Origin of the sequence: Curtobacterium sp. PhB142, from assembly GCF_004341255.1 — a bacterium.
Lineage (GTDB): Bacteria > Actinomycetota > Actinomycetes > Actinomycetales > Microbacteriaceae > Curtobacterium.
The window spans coordinates 12,261-28,332 of sequence record NZ_SLUT01000017.1 but is presented as its reverse complement, the minus strand read 5'-3'; the positions used below and the strand labels follow the sequence as shown (position 1 = coordinate 28,332).

Below are 16,072 nucleotides of genomic sequence, written 5' to 3'. Positions count from 1 at the left end.
ATCACCGCACAGATCAAGTAACACCCCACGTACTCCGGCTGTGCATGGCAGACCGGAACGGCCAACGCCCCGTCGCTCGCGACGGGGCGTTGCTCGTGCGTGGGGACACCGGGTCAGCGAGCCCGTGCCCGGTACGCTCCCGGCGCAGTCCCGCACGCACGGGTGAAGTGCACGTAGAAACTCGACTGCGACCCGAACCCTGCGGCGTGCGCGATCTCCGACGTCGTCATGGACGTCGTCGCGAGCAACCGCTGCGCCTCGGCCACCCTGCACCGTGTCAGGTACTCGACGATCGTCGTGCCGACGTCCTGTCGGAACACTGACATCGCGTAGTGCGGGTGCAGGTGTGCGGCCGCAGCGACGTCAGCGACCTCGATCGGTTCGCGGAACCGGTCGACCACGAACCGCACCATGTCGATCACCCGGTGCATGGCATCCGCGGTGCCGTGCCCGCCGCCAGGCCGCAGGTCAACGGCGTCGCGGTGGTGCCGGAGCAGGCGACGCACGAGCGCCTGCGCCTCGAGGTTGGCGATGATCTCCGCACCGTCGTCCTCGAAGTCCCGCTGCCACGACCCGAGCATCGACTCGACGTCACGCCCGGCAGCTGCGGTCGGCACGACGACCGGGCGGTTCAGGAGCATCGCTCCGAGGTCGTGGTCGGGCAGTCCCCACGCCAGCACCTCGGCCAGCGGGATGTGCACCCAGCGGAACTCGCCCGTGCCGGTGCCGTCACCCACGAGCTGGTGCGGGGTCCAGCCCCAGAACAGTGCGATCTCGCCCGCGTGCACACTGACCGGCGCCCCGCCGAACCGGTAGTCCAGGTGCCCGTCGAGCACCAGGTTCATCTCGAGGTCGTCGTGCCGGTGGGACGATGCCATGAGCGGGGCCGGGCCGCGGTGGCTCCAGTACGCCGCTTCCATCGTCTCCACGTCGAGCACGTTGCTGAGCCTACGTCAGTGAGCCTTTCCCCACACAGGACCTCCGTCAGGGGGTCGCCTGACGAGACCAGTAGTCGGCCCTGATGACCAGGAGTTCCCCCTCCGCTTCCGAACTCAGGTTGACGGTGCGCGGGTCCCACAGAGTCCCGCGCTGACGAGCTTGGGGAGTCATCCCCAAGCTGGCCGCGAGATCCTGCGGGCGTACTCCCTCGGGCGGTCGGACCGAGAGCACGGCCCAGCACCCACCAGAAGCGCAGTCCTTCTCTTCCGCGATCAGCTCGCTGCCCGCGGGCAGCGAGACCGAGGAAGCGGGTGGCACATCCCCCTCGGTCGCGAATGCGAACAGGGACACGAGGCGAACTCCGGCGAGCAACGTGACGAGCGCAAGCGTCACCACGACCATCACCACGACCGATCGCTTCCGTCTCCCTGTGGCCGTCACGAGCGCCACCCTACGGCCTTGGCGCAGCAGCCTGTCCTGGTACTCACCCGACGGTGTGGAGTACTTCGATGCCCATGGAGCCGACGCACGGTCGGTACCGGACGAGCGCGACTCGTGCCCCGTGCATCTCTCCGAGCTCCTGGTGGCGCGATCGGTCCACGTGACGCACGACCGCTGCCTCGCGTGAGGCCTCGCGGTGCACACTGATCGAGAGGTGGGCCGTGTTCCTGATGAAGGCCATCGGAGGCGCGGCACCGCCGTGGAGCGCCGAGGCAGCCTCACGCATCCGGACACGGATCGGCCGCAGGGTGTCGTCGTCGAACCCCTGCACGAAAACGCCGGCCGCCGATCCTCCAAGGCCGTCGAGCCGGACTCGGTGGTCGAGCGCGCCGCGCGAATCCTCGACGACGTCGATGTAGTGCTCGAGCGTCGCACGATCGATCCGATCGCGGTACGGTTCGAGGCTCGTGATCGTGAGGTGCACGTCCTCGACTCCGTACACGTGTTGCGTGCCGTCGTACGCGGCGGCCAGTTCATCCGCCACGCCAGCGATCCGCTGAGCGAGTGGCCTCGGAGGGAGCAGCACCAGGCTCAGACCCCAGCGCGGATCACCGTCCACCGGTTCCCGGTCGAGCTGCAGGTCACCGACACGCAGCCGCTGACGGGCACGTTCCCAGAGCACGTCGTACTCCTCACGACTTGCCACAGGCGCCGACGCCTACTTGTCCCACGCCGTCACGGACGCGAGACCTCGAGCGGCACGTTCCTCATCGAGGAGCTGTTGTACCACCTGGCTCTTCGCGGCCGTGTAGGCACGACCGTCCGAGGATCGCGCTGCTCGGGTCTTGACCTCCCGGTACCGCGCAACGGCGGTCGGGTCGCTGAGCAGTTTGTCCCGGAAGAGCCGTTGGTTGCACTCGTCCCACTGGTCCGAGGCGAAGGCGTGGAGGATGTGGGTCCTCGCCCCGTCTCGCTCTCGGGTGTACACCCCGTGGTTCTTCGGACCGGAACGGTGCTGCGTGTAGCCCGTCGCCGCGAGCAACGGGCCGAGCGCCAACGGATCCGTGTCGACTGCGACCCGGACCGCGATGTCGATGACCGGCTTCGCTTCGAGGCCCGGGATGGCCGTGCTGCCGATGTGTTCGACCGCAAGCACGCGGTCTCCGAGCGCGGCGACGAGCCGCGACGCCTCACGCTGGTAGTCCGTCTCCCAGGAGTCGCGGTGTGCTTCCAGCTGCACCGCGGGAGGCTCTCCCCCGGACCGGATCGTGGCCATCGCCGCTGGCCACATCGCGTCCAACCGCGGTCCCCAGGGATCCGCCATCACGCCGCTCTGACGGAGTTCGACCACCTCGGACGCGGGGAGCCACTTCCAGGCCATCACCTCGGCCGGAGCTGGCCGCACGGTCGAGCGGGCAGGTTCCCGGACGGTGAAGAGATCCACCAGCGCAGAGTCCTCGGTGAAGCGACCGACCCACTGCAGCGCGTCGGGCGCGACCTCGAGGGCGGTCTCCTCGCGCAGTTCACGGCAGGCCGCCGCTGTCCCCGACTCGCCGGCGAGCGCGCTGCCACCGGGAAACTCCCACCCGTGCGCGAACTCCTTCGTCGGAGCTCGTTGCGTGACGAGGACGGTCCCGTCGGCGCGGTGGACGCAGATCGTGACCACGAGGTGGAAGGACCCGGCGGGCCAGCCGCTGTCGCCTCGCCGGAACGTCGCGCCCGTCGCTCCACCGCTCGCATCGACCACGTCCCACCACTCGTCCACGACCGCCAGCGTACGACGACCGTCGCGACGCCAGTCGAGCCGCTGCGCGACTCGTGGTCGCCGAGACCTCGGGAACCTAGGGACGCGCAGCGACGACGGCGACCAGACCGCTCCAGTCGGGGTGGTAGTCCTCGTCGACGGCCGCACGGCTCTCCGCGTAGACAGAGGCGACGCGCAACGCCAAGGACGGGCTCAGCGCTCCGGACAGTGCCGTCTGGCTCTCGGCCGCGGCGAGGTCCGTGCCGGAGCCGAACCGGTGGTGCACCGTCCCCTCCCGCTGGTCGGCGAGGACCATGCTGTGCACGAGCGCCTCGCGGACCACCCCGAGCACGAGGTGCAGCCCGATGGCGTCAGCTCCGCGCCCGAATCGTGTGGCAGCCAGCGCGAGATCGAACCGCTGACTGTTGTCCGGAGGCTCCGGCGGAAGCTCCAGAGTCGCACCTCGCGTCGCGAGGTCCACGCGGCGACCGTCCGCGAGCACGATGCGAACGTGCTGCACCCCGTCGTCGAGGGTGCTCTGCCACGCCCACGGCTCACCTCCGAGGAGTGTCCCCGCCTCGACGTCCGCAACGAGATCGAGCTCGACGTCGAGGTCGCTCCACGGATCCAGCTGGTCGGGCGTGAGGACGGAGCCGTACGGACGGACCGCGCCGACCGCCGGGTCCGTGCGGAGCCTCTCCAGGAGCGACTGCTGCCAGTGCATCACCGAACCCTACGAGCTCCACGCCATGAGCGGGGCCGGGACGCGGTGGCTCCAGTACGCCACTTCCATCGTCCCGACGTCGAGCTCGATGTCGAGCACGACGTCGAGACCACGTCAGAGCCCCTTCCGTCTGTTCGTCTCCCAGTACCCCAGCACCAGCTCGTCGCCCGGCGGCAGTTCGCGATCGACGAGCCGGAAGAGTCGCCGCGCCTGGCGCTCGGACGAGCGCGCCGCGGCCTCGGTCGGCCATCCCGCTTCCACCGAGTAGTCCTCGTTGAACTCGGCTGCCCACCGCAGTACTTCGTCGCGGACCGTCTCCGACAACGCCGGTCTCCCCTCGGGGCACAGGCCGTCCTCGTCCCAGAGCGGCCAGTCGACGCTGTACTCGTTCATTAGTCGGTAGCGCACCGGACAACACTCGCACACCGGCCACGGACCGATCCGAGGATCCTGGAACCCCACCGTCCGAAGCCGGAGGACCGCACACCCCCGCGCTTCCTACCGTCGACACATGACCAAGATCACCATCATCGGCGCCGGCGGCTTCGTCTTCCCCTTCCGCCTCATCGGCGACCTCGTCTCCTTCCCCGCCCTGCAGGACGCGACGTTGCACCTCATGGACCTCGACGCGGGCCGGGTCGCCCGCACCGCGACCGCAGCCCGCGAGCTCGTCGCCCACCACGGCCTCGGCGTCGAGGTCCTCGACACCACGGACCGGCGTGCGGCCCTGGCGGGTGCCGACGTCGTCATCATCACGTTCCAGGTCGGGGGCGTCGAGTCGTACAAGTGGGACGTCGAGATCCCCCGCAAGTACGGCATCGACCAGGCGGTCGGCGACACCGTCGGCCCGGGCGGCGTCTTCCGCTTCCTGCGGTCGGTCCGCGCGTACGAGGACATCGCCCGCGACGCCCTCGAGCTCTGCCCGGACGCCCAGTTCATCAACTACGCGAACCCGATGGCGATGGCCACGGCGTTCCTCAACGCGAAGGGGCTCCGGACGGTGGGGCTCTGCCACAGCGTGCAGGGCACGACCCGCATGCTGGCGCGCACGCTCGGCGTGCCGTACGACGAGGTCGAGTTCGTCAGCGCCGGCATCAACCACCAGGCGTGGATCCTCGAGTTCACGCGTCGCAACGGCGAGGACCTGTACCCGCGTCTGCGCGAGGTGATGACGGCGAAGCACCAGCGGGGCGTCGCGGCGTCCGACCTGCACGACGACGACGGCGACCACAGCGAGGCAGCTGCCGCGGCGAGCAACTACGAGGGCGGCAACGAGCAGGTCCGCACCCAGCTGATGCGCTCGTTCGGGTACTTCGAGACCGAGTCGAGCCACCACGCCAGCGAGTACGTGCCGTACTTCCGCAAGGACCCGGAGACGGTGCTCGAGTACATCCCGGAGCGCTGGGACTACTACGAGATCTGCCTGGCGCACGACGAGCAGGGCGACGTGGACACCCAGCTCGAGAAGCTCAAGGCCGACCTGACGCCGAGCGTCGAGTACGGCGCGAGCATCGTGAACGCGATCGTGACGGGCGTCCCCGCGGTGGTCTACGGCAACGTGCCGAACGCCACGGGCGTCATCCAGAACCTGCCGTCCGATGCCTGCGTCGAGGTCGCGTGCCTGGTCGACGGCAAGGGGGTGCAGCCGACGTCGTTCGGTGAGCTCCCGCCGCAGCTCGCCGCGATCAACCGCACGAACACGAACGTGCAGACCCTGGCGGTGCGCGCTGCACTCACGGGCAACGTCGAGCACGTCCACCACGCGGTGGCTCTGGACCCGCTGACGGCGGCGCACCTGACGCTCGACCGCATCGCCGAGATGACCGACGAGCTCCTGCACGCCCACGCGGCGCTCCTCCCCGAGTCGCTGCGTCCGGCGGACGCGGTCACCGCGGCACCGGTGGCCGACCGGGAGGCCCGCCCCGCGCTCGTCTGAACCGTCGCGCCCGACGTGGGGTCGGGTCCAGGACGCGACCCCACGTCGGACGCGCGGCGCCCCGTGTGCGCACCCCGCGCCTCCCGGCCGACCTGAACGGCACCACGACCTCAAAGGAGAGGATCATGCCGACCCGACCATCCCCCCAGCTCGCCAGACGGGGGTTCCTCGCCCTCGCCGGCATCTCGCTGACCGGCGCGCTGGCAGCGTGCGCCGGCGGCGGCACGACCGGCCGCGGCGGGACGAAGCACATCCGCCTGTCCACCTGGAACATCCCGACGGACATCACGAGCTACCAGGCGATCGCCGACGAGTTCGTCGCGGCGCACCCCGGCACGAGCGTCGCCGTCGAGGTGACCACCGGGCAGTTCCACCAGTGGTTCATCACCCGGCTCGCCGCCGACCTGGCGCCGGACGTCATCCGGATCACCCCGCAGCAGATCGGCCGGTACGCCGCGAACGGCAGCCTGGTCGACATCTCGGGGGCCGTCCCGGCGGACTACCGGCAGGACTACAGCGACCCGTTCTGGGCGATCGGCGCGCGGGACGACGGCGTGTACGGCGTCTTCCAGCACACCGACAACTTCATCACCTACTACAACCGCGACGTCATGGAGCAGATCGGCGTCACGCCACCGCAGGCGCTGGCCGACGCGTGGACGTGGGACGAGTTCCTCGACGTCGCGAAGGAGGTCAAGCAGGTCACCGGCAAGTACGCGTTCGGGTACGGCTGGTCGTCGCCCGAGACGGCGTACCGGTGGCTGCCGCTGGTCCACCAGAACGGCGGCGCGTTCCTCGGCGAGGACGGTGCCACCCCGTCGATGGACACCCCGGAGGCGATCGACGCCCTGGCCTTCGGCCGGAAGTGGTACGCCGAGGGACTCGCCACCACGGGCAACCTCAGCAAGAGCGGCGGCGGTGACGTCTCGCGGAACCTGTTCCTGACCGGGCAGATCGGCATGATGCTCAACAACCCGGAGTCGATCACGCAGCTCGACACCGACATGCCGGACAACTGGGGTACTGCCCCGATGATCCGGAACGTCGGCGAGGCGAGCGACCTGGGCGGCAACGCCCTGGCCGTCACGAAGTCGAGCAAGCACCCGGAGCTCGCGGCCGAGCTCGTGGCGATGATCACGTCACGGTCGAAGATGCAGCAGTTCTGCCACGACGGCAACTGGCTGCCCGCCCGGAAGTCCCTCGACGCGAAGGACATCGGGTACGCCGCGAACACCGACACGATGCAGCGGTTCATCGACCAGGGGACGACGATCCCGCTCTCGATGGTGAAGGCCGAGAGCGGCGAGTACTTCAGCTCGCTCAACGCGGTGTTCGCCGACTACCTCGACCTCTGCCTGCTCGGGCAGCTGAGCCCGAAAGAGGCCTCGAACCAGATGATGGAGGCGATGCGCAGTGTCACTGCGAACTGAGACCGCGCCGGTCCGCACGACGGCGTCCACCGCCCCTCCGACCGGCGGACTCCCCGCGGGCGGCGGTGCCCGCCGAAGCCGGGGCCGCTTCGTCCCGTACGTGTTCATCGGCCCCGCGGCACTGCTGTTCCTCGGGTTCTCGCTCATCCCGATCATCACGGCGATCGCGCTGAGCTTCCAGGACTCCAGCACCTCGCTCGGTGACGGCACCTGGGTCGGCGGGAAGAACTTCGTCGACATGGGCTCCGACCCGCTCATCGGCACGGCGCTGCGGAACACGCTCGTGTTCACGCTCGGCACCGTGCCGACCTCGATGGCGATCGGGCTCGCCCTGGCGGTCGCCCTGAACCGGCCGCTGCCCGGGCGCTCGGTGTTCCGTGCCCTGTTCTTCGTGCCGATGGTCGCGGCGGGCGTCGTGGTGGGCGTCATCATGTCGTGGATCTTCAACGGCGACTACGGCGTCGTGAACAACCTGCTCGAAGCGCTCGGGATGGGGCGCGTGCCCTGGCTGACCGCTCCGGGCTGGGCGATGGCGACCCTGGTGGTCGTCGTGGTCTGGACCCGGATCGGCTTCTGCATGGTGATCTACCTCGGCGCGCTGCAGTCCGTGCCCGCCGAGCTCAAGGAGGCCGCCGCGATCGACGGCGCCTCGCGATGGGTCCGGTTCCGGACCATCACGTGGCCGCTGCTCCGCCCGACGACGTCGATCCTGCTCATCCTGAACGTCGTGTTCTCGTTGCAGGCCTTCGACGTCATCTACGTGATGACCGGCGGTGGCCCCGGCTTCTCGACGACCGTGCTGATCCAGTACGTGTTCCGGTCCGCGTTCATCGATGCCCGGATGGGCTACGCCGCGGCGCTCGGACTGGTGCTCGTCGCGATCCTGCTCGTGTTCACGCTGCTCCGGCAGCGCGCCAACCGCAAGGCGGAGGAGATGCTCTGATGGCCGTACTCGACGTCCGCGGTCCCCGCCGCCGTCCCGCTGGAGCCCGCTCCCGGCGCCGGCCTGGTCGCTGGGTGCTCGTCGCCGGGCTCACCGCCCTGGCGATCCTGATGGTGTTCCCGCTGTACTGGATGGTCGTCTCGGCGCTCACCCCCGGCGGGCAGTCGCAGAGCGGCACGTTCTCGCTGTTCCCGACCCGGCCGACGTTCGAGAACTACACGCAGGTGTTCAGCACGCAGCCGGTCTGGCGGTGGCTCGGCAACTCGGCGCTCATCACCAGTGTCGGCACCGCGTTGAGCGTCGTCGTGTCGTTGATGGCCGGGTACGCCCTCGCCAAGTTCCGGTTCATGGGCCGGGGGCTGCTGTACTCGGCGTTCCTCGTCACGATCATGATCCCGATCCAGGTCACCCTGGTGCCGAGCTTCCTGGTCGTCGCGAAGATCGGCCTGGTCGACTCCCCCTGGGCGGTGATCCTGCCGACCGTGTTCGACGTCGTCGGGATCTTCATCGCCCGGCAGTTCATGCTCGGGGTGCCGGACGCCCTGATGGAGGCCGCTCGACTCGACGGCGCCGGCGAGTTCCAGACGTTCTTCCGGGTAGTGCTGCCCTCGTGCGGCCCCCTGGTCGGGGTGCTCGTGATCCTCGGCTTCATGACCCGGTGGAACGACTTCCTCTGGCCGCTCGTCGTGCTGCAGGGCAACGAGAACCTGACCGTGCCGGTGGCCCTGTCGACGCTGACGAACAACCCGGCGTTCAGTTCGCCGTGGGGCGCCGTGATGGCCATCGCGACCGTGACCGTGCTGCCCCTGCTCGTGGTGTTCCTGGCGTTCCAGCGCCAGTTCGTGCAGGGCATCGCCTCGACCGGCATCAAGTAGCGCGGCGGGCGCGCGCCGGCACGGCGGGCGGCGTACCTGCCCGAATCGGGCGTACCTGGTCGTTTCTTTCGACCAGGTACGCCCGATTCCGCATACCAGCGCAGTGGACATGGGAAAGAAACGACGGGAGGCACGGTGCCAGCTGGCACCGTGCCTCCCGTCCGTCGTCTGCGTCAGCGGATGATCGAGATGTTGTCCGCCTGCGGGCCCTTCTTGCCGGGGCCCACGTCGTACTGCACGTGGTCGTTCTCCTCGAGCGACCGGTAGCCGGTCGTCGCGACGATGCTGGAGAAGTGGGCGAACAGGTCCTCGGACCCGTCGTCGGGGTGGATGAAGCCGTACCCCTTGGCGTGGTCGAACCACTTCACGGTGCCGGTCGGCATGGTCGACAGCACGGCGTCAGTGGATGCGCAGTTGCGCGACCATCGGGCAGGCGAACGGGTCGCGGGCAGCGAGCCCGACCCGGTTCAGGTACCGGACGACGATGCCGTAGGAGCGCAGCAGGGTGGTCTCGGTGTAGGGCACCTCGAGCGTGTCGCAGTGGTCGCGGACGAGCAGGCGGGCCTGCTTCAGCGCCGGACGGGGCATCGACGGGAACAGGTGGTGCTCGACCTGGTAGTTCAGGCCGCCCATCAGGAACGAGACCCACCAGCCGCCGCGGATGTTGCGCGACGTGCGGACCTGGCGCGAGAAGAAGTCGACCTTGGCGTCGTGCGCGATGGTCGGCATGCCCTTGTGGTTCGGGGCGAACGAGGCGCCCATCATCACGCCGAACACGGCGAGCTGCACACCGAGGAACGCGCAGGCCATGCCGAACGGCAGGAACCAGAACACGACCGTCAGGTAGATGCCGAAGCGGGCGACGAGCAGCGCGGCTTCGAGCCAGCGGTGCTTCACGTCGGCCTTGGTGCCGTTGCCGGTGACGATGCTCTGCACCGCGTAGCGGTGCAGGTTCAGGCCCTCGAGCGTCAGCAGGGGGAAGAACAGCCAGCCTTGGAACCGCATGAACGTCGTCATGAGCGGACCCTTGACCGCGGCGGCGTCCTCCGGCAGGAACCGGATGCCGTCGGGTGCGATGTCGGGGTCCTTGCCGACGGTGTTCGGGTTGCCGTGGTGACGGGTGTGCTTGTTCATCCACCACGAGTAGCTCAAGCCGACCAGGAACGTGCCGAGCCAGCGGCCAGCGTGGTCGTTCCACTTCTGCGAGGCGAAGACCTGGCGGTGCGCGGCTTCGTGCGACAGGAACGCGAACTGCGTGAAGATCACGCCGAGCGCGCCGGCGACGATCAGCTGGAACCAGGAGTCACCCAGGAACGCGAACGCGACCCATGCGAGGGCGAAGGTGACGATGAGTGTGCCGAACAGCGACCAGTAGAACCCGGTGCGGCGGCGGAGGAGTCCGTTCTCCTTGACCTGCGCGAGCAGAGCGGAGTAGGTCGAGGTGCCCTTGGGGCTTCCTGTTCCTGGACGAGTCCGTGTGTAGCCCGGAGCGAGCGGAGTGGTGGTCAAGTGGACCGACCTTCCGGTGCGGACCGGCCCTTCGACCGGTTCGTGGTAGTTCACGCGATTGCGCTTGCTGCGACCCTAGGGCCTGAAGGTGCGATTCCACCTGACAATCCGCCTGCCCCACTACGGTGATCGGATGGGCAAGGTCACGCTGCAGGACGTCGCCGTGCACGCCGGCGTCTCGATGAAGACCGTGTCCAACGTCGTGCGTGGCTACCAGCACGTCAGTCCGCCGATGCGCGACCGGGTGCAGGCCGCGATCGACGAGCTCGGGTACCGCCCGAACGTCTCCGGACGGTCGCTCGCCACCGGCCGGTCGAACATGCTCGCGTTCGCGTTCCCCGACCTCCGGCGGCCGTACTTCGCCGAGCTCGCGCACGTGTTCTCCCGCGTCTGCGCGCAACGCGGCTACCAACTGCTGCTCGAGGAGACCCTCGGCGAGGCCGACGGCGAGCGCTCCGCCGTCCGCGGTCGCGAGGCCGGGGTGGTCGACGGCGTCGTCATCCACCCCCAGGTCCTGACCCCCGAGGCGATCGACCGGATCCGCGGGGACACCGCCGTGGTCTTCCTCGGCGAGGACGTCCGCCCCCAGTTCTCCGACCAGGTGGTCATCGACAACGCGGCCGCGGCGGCGCAGGCGGTGGCCCACCTGGTAGCGATCGGTCGCCGGCGCATCGGCTTCTTCGGGCACGAGACCGGCCCGGAGTCCAGCACCTCCGGCGTGCGGCTCCACGGCTACCGCGCCGGGCTGGCAGCCGCCGGCCTGCCCGTCGACGACGCGCTCCTGGTCCCCCGCGAGGTCGGTGACGCCGCAGGTGCCGAGACCGCGTTCGGTCGGGCGCTCGACGCCGGGCTCCGGGTCGACGCACTGCTCTGTCGCGACGACCTCGCCGCCCTCGGGGTCCTGCGCGCGATGCGGTTGCGCGGGCTCGACGCTCCGCGGGACATCGCGGTCGTGGGGTGGGACGCGATGGGACTCGGGTCGAGCCTGGTACCGAGCCTGACGTCGGTCGCGCCGGACACCGTCGCGCTGGCGGACACCGCCCTCGACCTGCTGCTCGAGCGGATGGACGGCTCTGAAGTACCCGGCAGGCTGGTCACGGTCGGGCACCGGCTGCTGGTGGGCGAGAGCGCGCCGTTCCCCGACGGCTCGGTCGACCGCGGGCCGGTGCCGGGCCAGGGCCGAGTCTCGGCCTGAGCGACACTCCTCGTGGCGATCCGCCCGAGGAGTGTCGCCCAGCGCGAGTCTCGACGCAGCATCAGCGCTCGCCCGGGTGCACGCTCCCCAGCAGCTCGACGACGACGGCACGCAGCGCCTCGGGCAGGTCGACGGTCCCGAGCTCGACGATCCGGTCGGCACGCGGCAGGTCCTTCGACACGATCTGCCACGCGGCGAGCTTCTCGGCGTTGCCGGCCTGCGCGCGTTCGAGGGCGTGCCGGACGGCCTCGCGGGCGTCGACGCCGACCACCGGCGACCCGGCCAACGTGACCGCTCCGCCCGTGGCCGACTCCACGGTCAAGTCGACCGAGAACCGGTCCTCGCCACGGGCGGACACGACCTGCCCGTCCGCGGGGACGGCGAGGAACGTGATCCGCCAGTCGCGACGGGCCGGGACGACGTCGACCGCGCCCGTGGTGGCGTGCACGCGGAACTCGGCGAGCGCCGCGTCCCACGTCAGGCGGGTCTCGGCACTGCGGCCGGTGCCGCCAGCGGGGTCCTCCTGGTCCTCGACCAGGGTGAACGAGCCGGCGGCACCGGGGGCGACGAGGACCTCGAACGCGGTCGGGTTCGCGGTGGCGTCGAGTTGGTCCTCGGCGGCGAGGGGCAGCAACCCGCCCTCGCGCAGCAGCACGGGCACGGTGTCGAGGGTGCGGTGCAGGTCGACGAACCGGTCGCCGGCGTACACGGTGCCGGTGAACACGTCGGTCCAGGTCCCCGGCGGCAACCAAGCCCGTGCGGTCCCGTGCAGGGTGACGGGGTCACGCGGTTGGACGATCGGGGCGACTAGCAGTTCGGACCCGAAGGCGTACGTGTTCGGCACCCGGTACGCCTCGTCGCGCCGTGGTTCCAGGTGGTACAGCGGGCGGACGAGCGCGGTGCCCTCGGCGGTCCGGTGGTTCATGGTGTGCAGGTAGGGCACCAGGCGGTGCCGGAAGCGCAGGGCCTCCCCCATCGCGGTGCGCGGCTCGGCAGGGAACACCCACGGTTCCTTGCGGATGAACGGGTTGTTGGCGGAGTGCAGGCGCATGATCGGCGAGAACACCCCGAACTGCACCCAGCGCGTGGCGAGCTCGTCGTCGCGGACCCCGCGGGTGTGGCCGCCGATGTCGTGACTCCACCAGGGGTAGCCGATGTTCGCGGCGGTGGCGGTGAACTCGGGCTGGAACGCCAGCGACGCCCAGGACACGACGGCGTCGCCGGAGAACCCGACGGCGTACCGCTGGCTGCCGGGGCCGGCGTAGCGCGAGAAGGTCATCCCCTGGTCGCCCGAGCGCGCCGAGTCGAGCAGGTGGAAGTGGTTGAGCAGCCAGAGCGGGTCGACGCCGGGCAGCCCGCTCTCGCTGCCCTGCTGCCAGTCGATCCACCAGAAGTCGACGCCCTGCGCCTCGAGCGGTCGGTGCAGCTGGTCGAAGTACGCCTGCAGGAACCGCCGGTCGGTCGGGTCGAACGGGATCGGCTGCTCGGTCGCCGGGTCGATCCCCATCGCCTCGGCCACCGCGGGGTAGGCGTCCTCGAACGCCCGGACGCCGTCGGCGGGGTGCAGGTTGAGCGTCGTGCGCATCCCCCGCCGGTGCAGCTCCGCCAGGAAGGCCTGCGGGTCGGGGAAGAGCGACGGCTCCCACGAGTAGCCGGTCCAGCCGTCACCGAACTGCGGCGGGACGGAGTCGACGCGGTGCCAGTCCATGTCGATGACCGCGACCGAGAACGGCAGGCGTTCCGCGGCGAACCGGTCCACGAGCTCCAGGTACGAGGTGTCGCTGTACGGGTGGTAGCGGCTCCACCAGTTGCCGAGGGCCCACCGGGGCAGGCGCGTGGGGGCGCCGGACACCTGGTGGAAGGCGCGGAGGGCTGCCGTGAAGTCGCGGCCGTGGGCGAACACCGTGACGTCGCGGCGACCGGGCACGCGCGTGCCGATCCAGCCGTCGTCCTCGAACAGGAACGACTCGCTGTCGTCCAGCGCGGTGATCCCGTCGCGGGCCAGGATGCCGGGTTCGAGCGGCATCCGGCCGTCGACGTCGTCGAGGGTGCGGCCGGTGCCGCCGAGGTCACGGGGCTCCTGCCCCCAGCGCCAGCGGTTCGCGTCCGGGCCGATGGTCTCGACGACCAGGCCGCTCGGGCTGAACGGACGGCCGTCGTACCGGAGCCGGGCCCGTTCGGTGGTGACGACGAGGCCACCTTCGCCGACGCGCTCCACGGTGAACGCCGGCACCGGCAACCGCCGCCGGATCGCGAACGTCGAGGCGCGGTCCTCGAACCCGCCGTCGTCGCTCCACTCGATGCGGAACGTGCCGGCGTCCAGCACCGTGATCCGCCAGTGCTCGCCCGTGACGACGGCGGCCGGGTCGGCGACCGGGTCGGATCCGGGGAACGGCCGGATGGTCGGGAGTGCGGTCGTGGTCATGGTCACGTCGTACCCCTCAGCTCTTGACCGCGCCCTGCGTCACGCCGCTGATGACCCAGCGTTGCGCGAACAGGTAGACGATGATCGTCGGCGCCATGGCCATCAGGTACGAGGCGAAGGCGACGTTGTAGTTCGTGCCGAACTGGCTCTGGAAGATGTTCTGCACCACGGGCAGGGTCTGCAGGGTCGGGTCGGCGGTGATGAGCGACGGCATCATGAAGTCGTTCCACGACGCCAGGAACGCGAAGATCCCGACGGTGGCGTTCATCGGTCCGAGCAGCGGCAGGATGATCCGCCAGAAGATCTGCCACGTCGAGGCGCCGTCGATGCGGGCACTCTCCTCGAGCTCGACCGGGATCGACCGCAGGTACGCCGAGTAGAGCAGCACGCTGAACGACAGTTGGAACATGGCGTGCAGGATGCCGACGCCGATCGGGTTGTCGAGGCCCATCTGGGCGGTGAGCTTGATCTGCGGCAGTGCGACGACCGGGAACGGCAGGAACATCGCCGCCAGCAGGTAGACGAACGACCACCGGAAGAACCGCTTGTGCCAGTTCCGGACGATCGCGTACGAGGCGAACGAGCTGAGCAGCAGGGTCGCGACGACGGTGAGCGCTGCGACACCGAGCGACACCGAGAACGAGACGGGGAAGCGCGTGAGCTCCCAGGCCGACGCGAACGAGCCGGGGTTGAACGGGAACGGCAGCGACAGGGCGTTGCCGTCGACGGACTGCTCGCTCGTCTTGAACGCCATGGCGACGGTGACGTACAGCGGGACGAGGACGGTCAGCGCCGCGAGTCCGAGCACGACGGTCAGGGTCCAGTTCGTGCCGCCGAGGCGCCGGCGGTGCCCGCGGCCCGGTCGTCGCGCGTCGCCGGTGGTCACCGCGCGGGTGTCGGTGGGTGGACGGGTGTCGGTGGCGGTCATGCGAGTCGCAGGTTCCTTCCGCGGGTCGCCGCGAGCTGCAGCACGGAGATGAGGACGGTGATGATGAAGAACACGGTCGCGTTCGCCATCTGGTAGGCGTAGTCGCCGCCGGTGAAGCCGCCGAAGATGGTCATCGCGACGCTGCTCGTCGCGCTGCCCGGGCCGCCGTTCGTCATGCCGACGATGACGTCGTAGGCGCCGAGGTAGCCCTTCACGCCGAGCACGGTGTTGATGACGATGAAGCCGCCGAGCAGCGGGAGCGTGATCGCGCGCAGCTGCTTCCAACCGGTCGCGCCGTCGAGCGAGCTCGCTTCGTAGAGCTCCTCGGGGATCGAGGTGAGCCCAGCGGTGTAGATGAGGAGGGCGCCGGGCACGGTCTGCCAGGCGGACACGATCACGATCGCGACCCAGGCGAGGTTCGGGTCGCCGAGGATGCTCTGCTCCAGCGGTCCGAACCCGACGCTCGTGGCCAGGGCCGGCACGGTGTTCGAGAACAGGAAGTTGAACACGTAGGCGACGATGATCCCGGAGATCACCATCGGGATCACGAAGATCGATCGGAGGCCCGCGGCGAACCGGATCTTCTTCGCCAGTGCGATCGCCAGTGCCAGCGCGATGACCTGCGTGACGATGACGGTGACGACGGCGAACCCGAGCGTGAAGCCGTACGAGGCGAGGATCGCCGGGTCGGACACGAGCGCCCGGTAGTTCTCGAGCCCGAGGAAGTCCCACTGCCCGAAACCGAGGTAGTCGGTGAAGCTGTAGAAGATGCCGACGCAGGCGGGTGCGACGACGAAGGCGGTGAACGCGATGAGGGCGGGCACGAGGAACAGGTAGTACATGCCCTCCGTCCGGCGGAGGGAGCCCGGTCGACGCGAACCGGCGGCGCGGTGCGTGCGGGCGGCCGCGGTGGCCGGCCCGGACGTCGCCGGGTCGGTGTCGCGGGAGAGCGGGGTCTGCATGGTCATGGTGGCTCCTGGAGT

At 69.8% G+C, this 16,072-nt stretch carries 16 protein-coding genes; 5 read left to right on the top strand and 11 right to left on the bottom strand.

Going from position 1 to position 16,072, the window contains the following annotated elements; genetic code table 11:
• Window positions 1–113: 113 nt before the first annotated feature.
• The 6 genes from EDF31_RS19475 to EDF31_RS19450 all read right to left on the bottom strand — a co-directional run bounded on the left by EDF31_RS19475 (window position 114) and on the right by EDF31_RS19450 (window position 4,256).
• Window positions 114–938, bottom strand: coding sequence for a helix-turn-helix domain-containing protein (locus EDF31_RS19475; protein ID WP_123338428.1), 825 nt, complete (start codon window positions 936–938; stop codon window positions 114–116).
• A 46-nt stretch (window positions 939–984) separates the two neighbouring features.
• Complete coding sequence (locus tag EDF31_RS19470) at window positions 985–1,380, bottom strand: hypothetical protein (RefSeq protein WP_131847680.1); 396 nt, start codon at window positions 1,378–1,380, stop codon at window positions 985–987.
• Between the two features lie 43 nt (window positions 1,381–1,423).
• The gene (locus EDF31_RS19465) at window positions 1,424–2,062 is read right to left on the bottom strand and encodes a hypothetical protein (protein ID WP_131847678.1); all 639 of its coding nucleotides are present in this window, start codon (window positions 2,060–2,062) and stop codon (window positions 1,424–1,426) included.
• A gap of 36 nt (window positions 2,063–2,098) precedes the next feature.
• Window positions 2,099–3,145, bottom strand: a complete 1,047-nt coding sequence (locus tag EDF31_RS19460; protein WP_131847676.1) for a GrpB family protein — start codon at window positions 3,143–3,145, stop codon at window positions 2,099–2,101.
• 76 nt (window positions 3,146–3,221) lie between these two features.
• Entirely contained in the window at window positions 3,222–3,848 is a 627-nt protein-coding gene (locus EDF31_RS19455) for a hypothetical protein (protein WP_131847674.1), read from the bottom strand.
• A gap of 114 nt (window positions 3,849–3,962) precedes the next feature.
• Window positions 3,963–4,256 (bottom strand): hypothetical protein, encoded by a 294-nt coding sequence (locus tag EDF31_RS19450; protein WP_131847672.1) that lies wholly within the window; start codon window positions 4,254–4,256, stop codon window positions 3,963–3,965.
• Between the two features lie 103 nt (window positions 4,257–4,359).
• Between EDF31_RS19450 and melA the strand changes: the two genes are divergently transcribed.
• From melA to EDF31_RS19430, 4 genes are all read left to right on the top strand, one after another.
• Window positions 4,360–5,784 carry an alpha-galactosidase gene (gene melA / locus EDF31_RS19445; protein ID WP_123673548.1) on the top strand — a complete coding sequence of 475 codons (1,425 nt, stop codon included), beginning with the start codon at window positions 4,360–4,362 and terminating at the stop codon, window positions 5,782–5,784.
• Window positions 5,785–5,909: 125 nt separating this feature from the next.
• A complete protein-coding gene (locus tag EDF31_RS19440) occupies window positions 5,910–7,214 on the top strand; it encodes a sugar ABC transporter substrate-binding protein (RefSeq protein WP_243650174.1) in 1,305 nt (434 codons plus the stop codon).
• Window positions 7,198–8,157 (top strand): sugar ABC transporter permease, encoded by a 960-nt coding sequence (locus EDF31_RS19435; protein ID WP_131847670.1) that lies wholly within the window; start codon window positions 7,198–7,200, stop codon window positions 8,155–8,157. The genes EDF31_RS19440 and EDF31_RS19435 overlap by 17 nt, the downstream gene beginning before the upstream one ends.
• The gene (locus EDF31_RS19430) at window positions 8,157–9,032 is read left to right on the top strand and encodes a carbohydrate ABC transporter permease (RefSeq protein WP_071252441.1); all 876 of its coding nucleotides are present in this window, start codon (window positions 8,157–8,159) and stop codon (window positions 9,030–9,032) included. Before EDF31_RS19435 ends, EDF31_RS19430 begins: the two co-directional genes overlap by 1 nt.
• A 173-nt stretch (window positions 9,033–9,205) precedes the next feature.
• Here EDF31_RS19430 and EDF31_RS19425 read toward each other — a convergent pair whose 3' ends face one another.
• Together EDF31_RS19425 and EDF31_RS19420 are read right to left on the bottom strand one after the other, a co-directional pair.
• Window positions 9,206–9,415 (bottom strand): cold-shock protein, encoded by a 210-nt coding sequence (locus tag EDF31_RS19425; RefSeq protein WP_123294168.1) that lies wholly within the window; start codon window positions 9,413–9,415, stop codon window positions 9,206–9,208.
• A gap of 16 nt (window positions 9,416–9,431) precedes the next feature.
• A complete protein-coding gene (locus tag EDF31_RS19420) occupies window positions 9,432–10,541 on the bottom strand; it encodes an acyl-CoA desaturase (protein ID WP_123673544.1) in 1,110 nt (369 codons plus the stop codon).
• Between the two features lie 133 nt (window positions 10,542–10,674).
• On the opposite strand from EDF31_RS19420, the gene EDF31_RS19415 reads away from it, so the two are divergent.
• A complete protein-coding gene (locus EDF31_RS19415) occupies window positions 10,675–11,736 on the top strand; it encodes a LacI family DNA-binding transcriptional regulator (RefSeq protein ID WP_131847668.1) in 1,062 nt (353 codons plus the stop codon).
• 61 nt (window positions 11,737–11,797) lie between these two features.
• On the opposite strand, the gene EDF31_RS19410 is transcribed toward EDF31_RS19415, so the two are convergent.
• The 3 genes from EDF31_RS19410 to EDF31_RS19400 are packed head-to-tail and all read right to left on the bottom strand — an operon-like array spanning window position 11,798 to window position 16,057.
• The gene (locus EDF31_RS19410; protein WP_131847666.1) at window positions 11,798–14,161 is read right to left on the bottom strand and encodes a glycoside hydrolase family 31 protein; all 2,364 of its coding nucleotides are present in this window, start codon (window positions 14,159–14,161) and stop codon (window positions 11,798–11,800) included.
• Window positions 14,162–14,177: 16 nt separating this feature from the next.
• Complete coding sequence (locus EDF31_RS19405) at window positions 14,178–15,089, bottom strand: carbohydrate ABC transporter permease (protein WP_131847664.1); 912 nt, start codon at window positions 15,087–15,089, stop codon at window positions 14,178–14,180.
• Window positions 15,086–16,057, bottom strand: coding sequence for a sugar ABC transporter permease (locus EDF31_RS19400; protein ID WP_131847662.1), 972 nt, complete (start codon window positions 16,055–16,057; stop codon window positions 15,086–15,088). The genes EDF31_RS19405 and EDF31_RS19400 overlap by 4 nt, the downstream gene beginning before the upstream one ends.
• Between the last annotated feature and the right edge of the window lie 15 nt (window positions 16,058–16,072).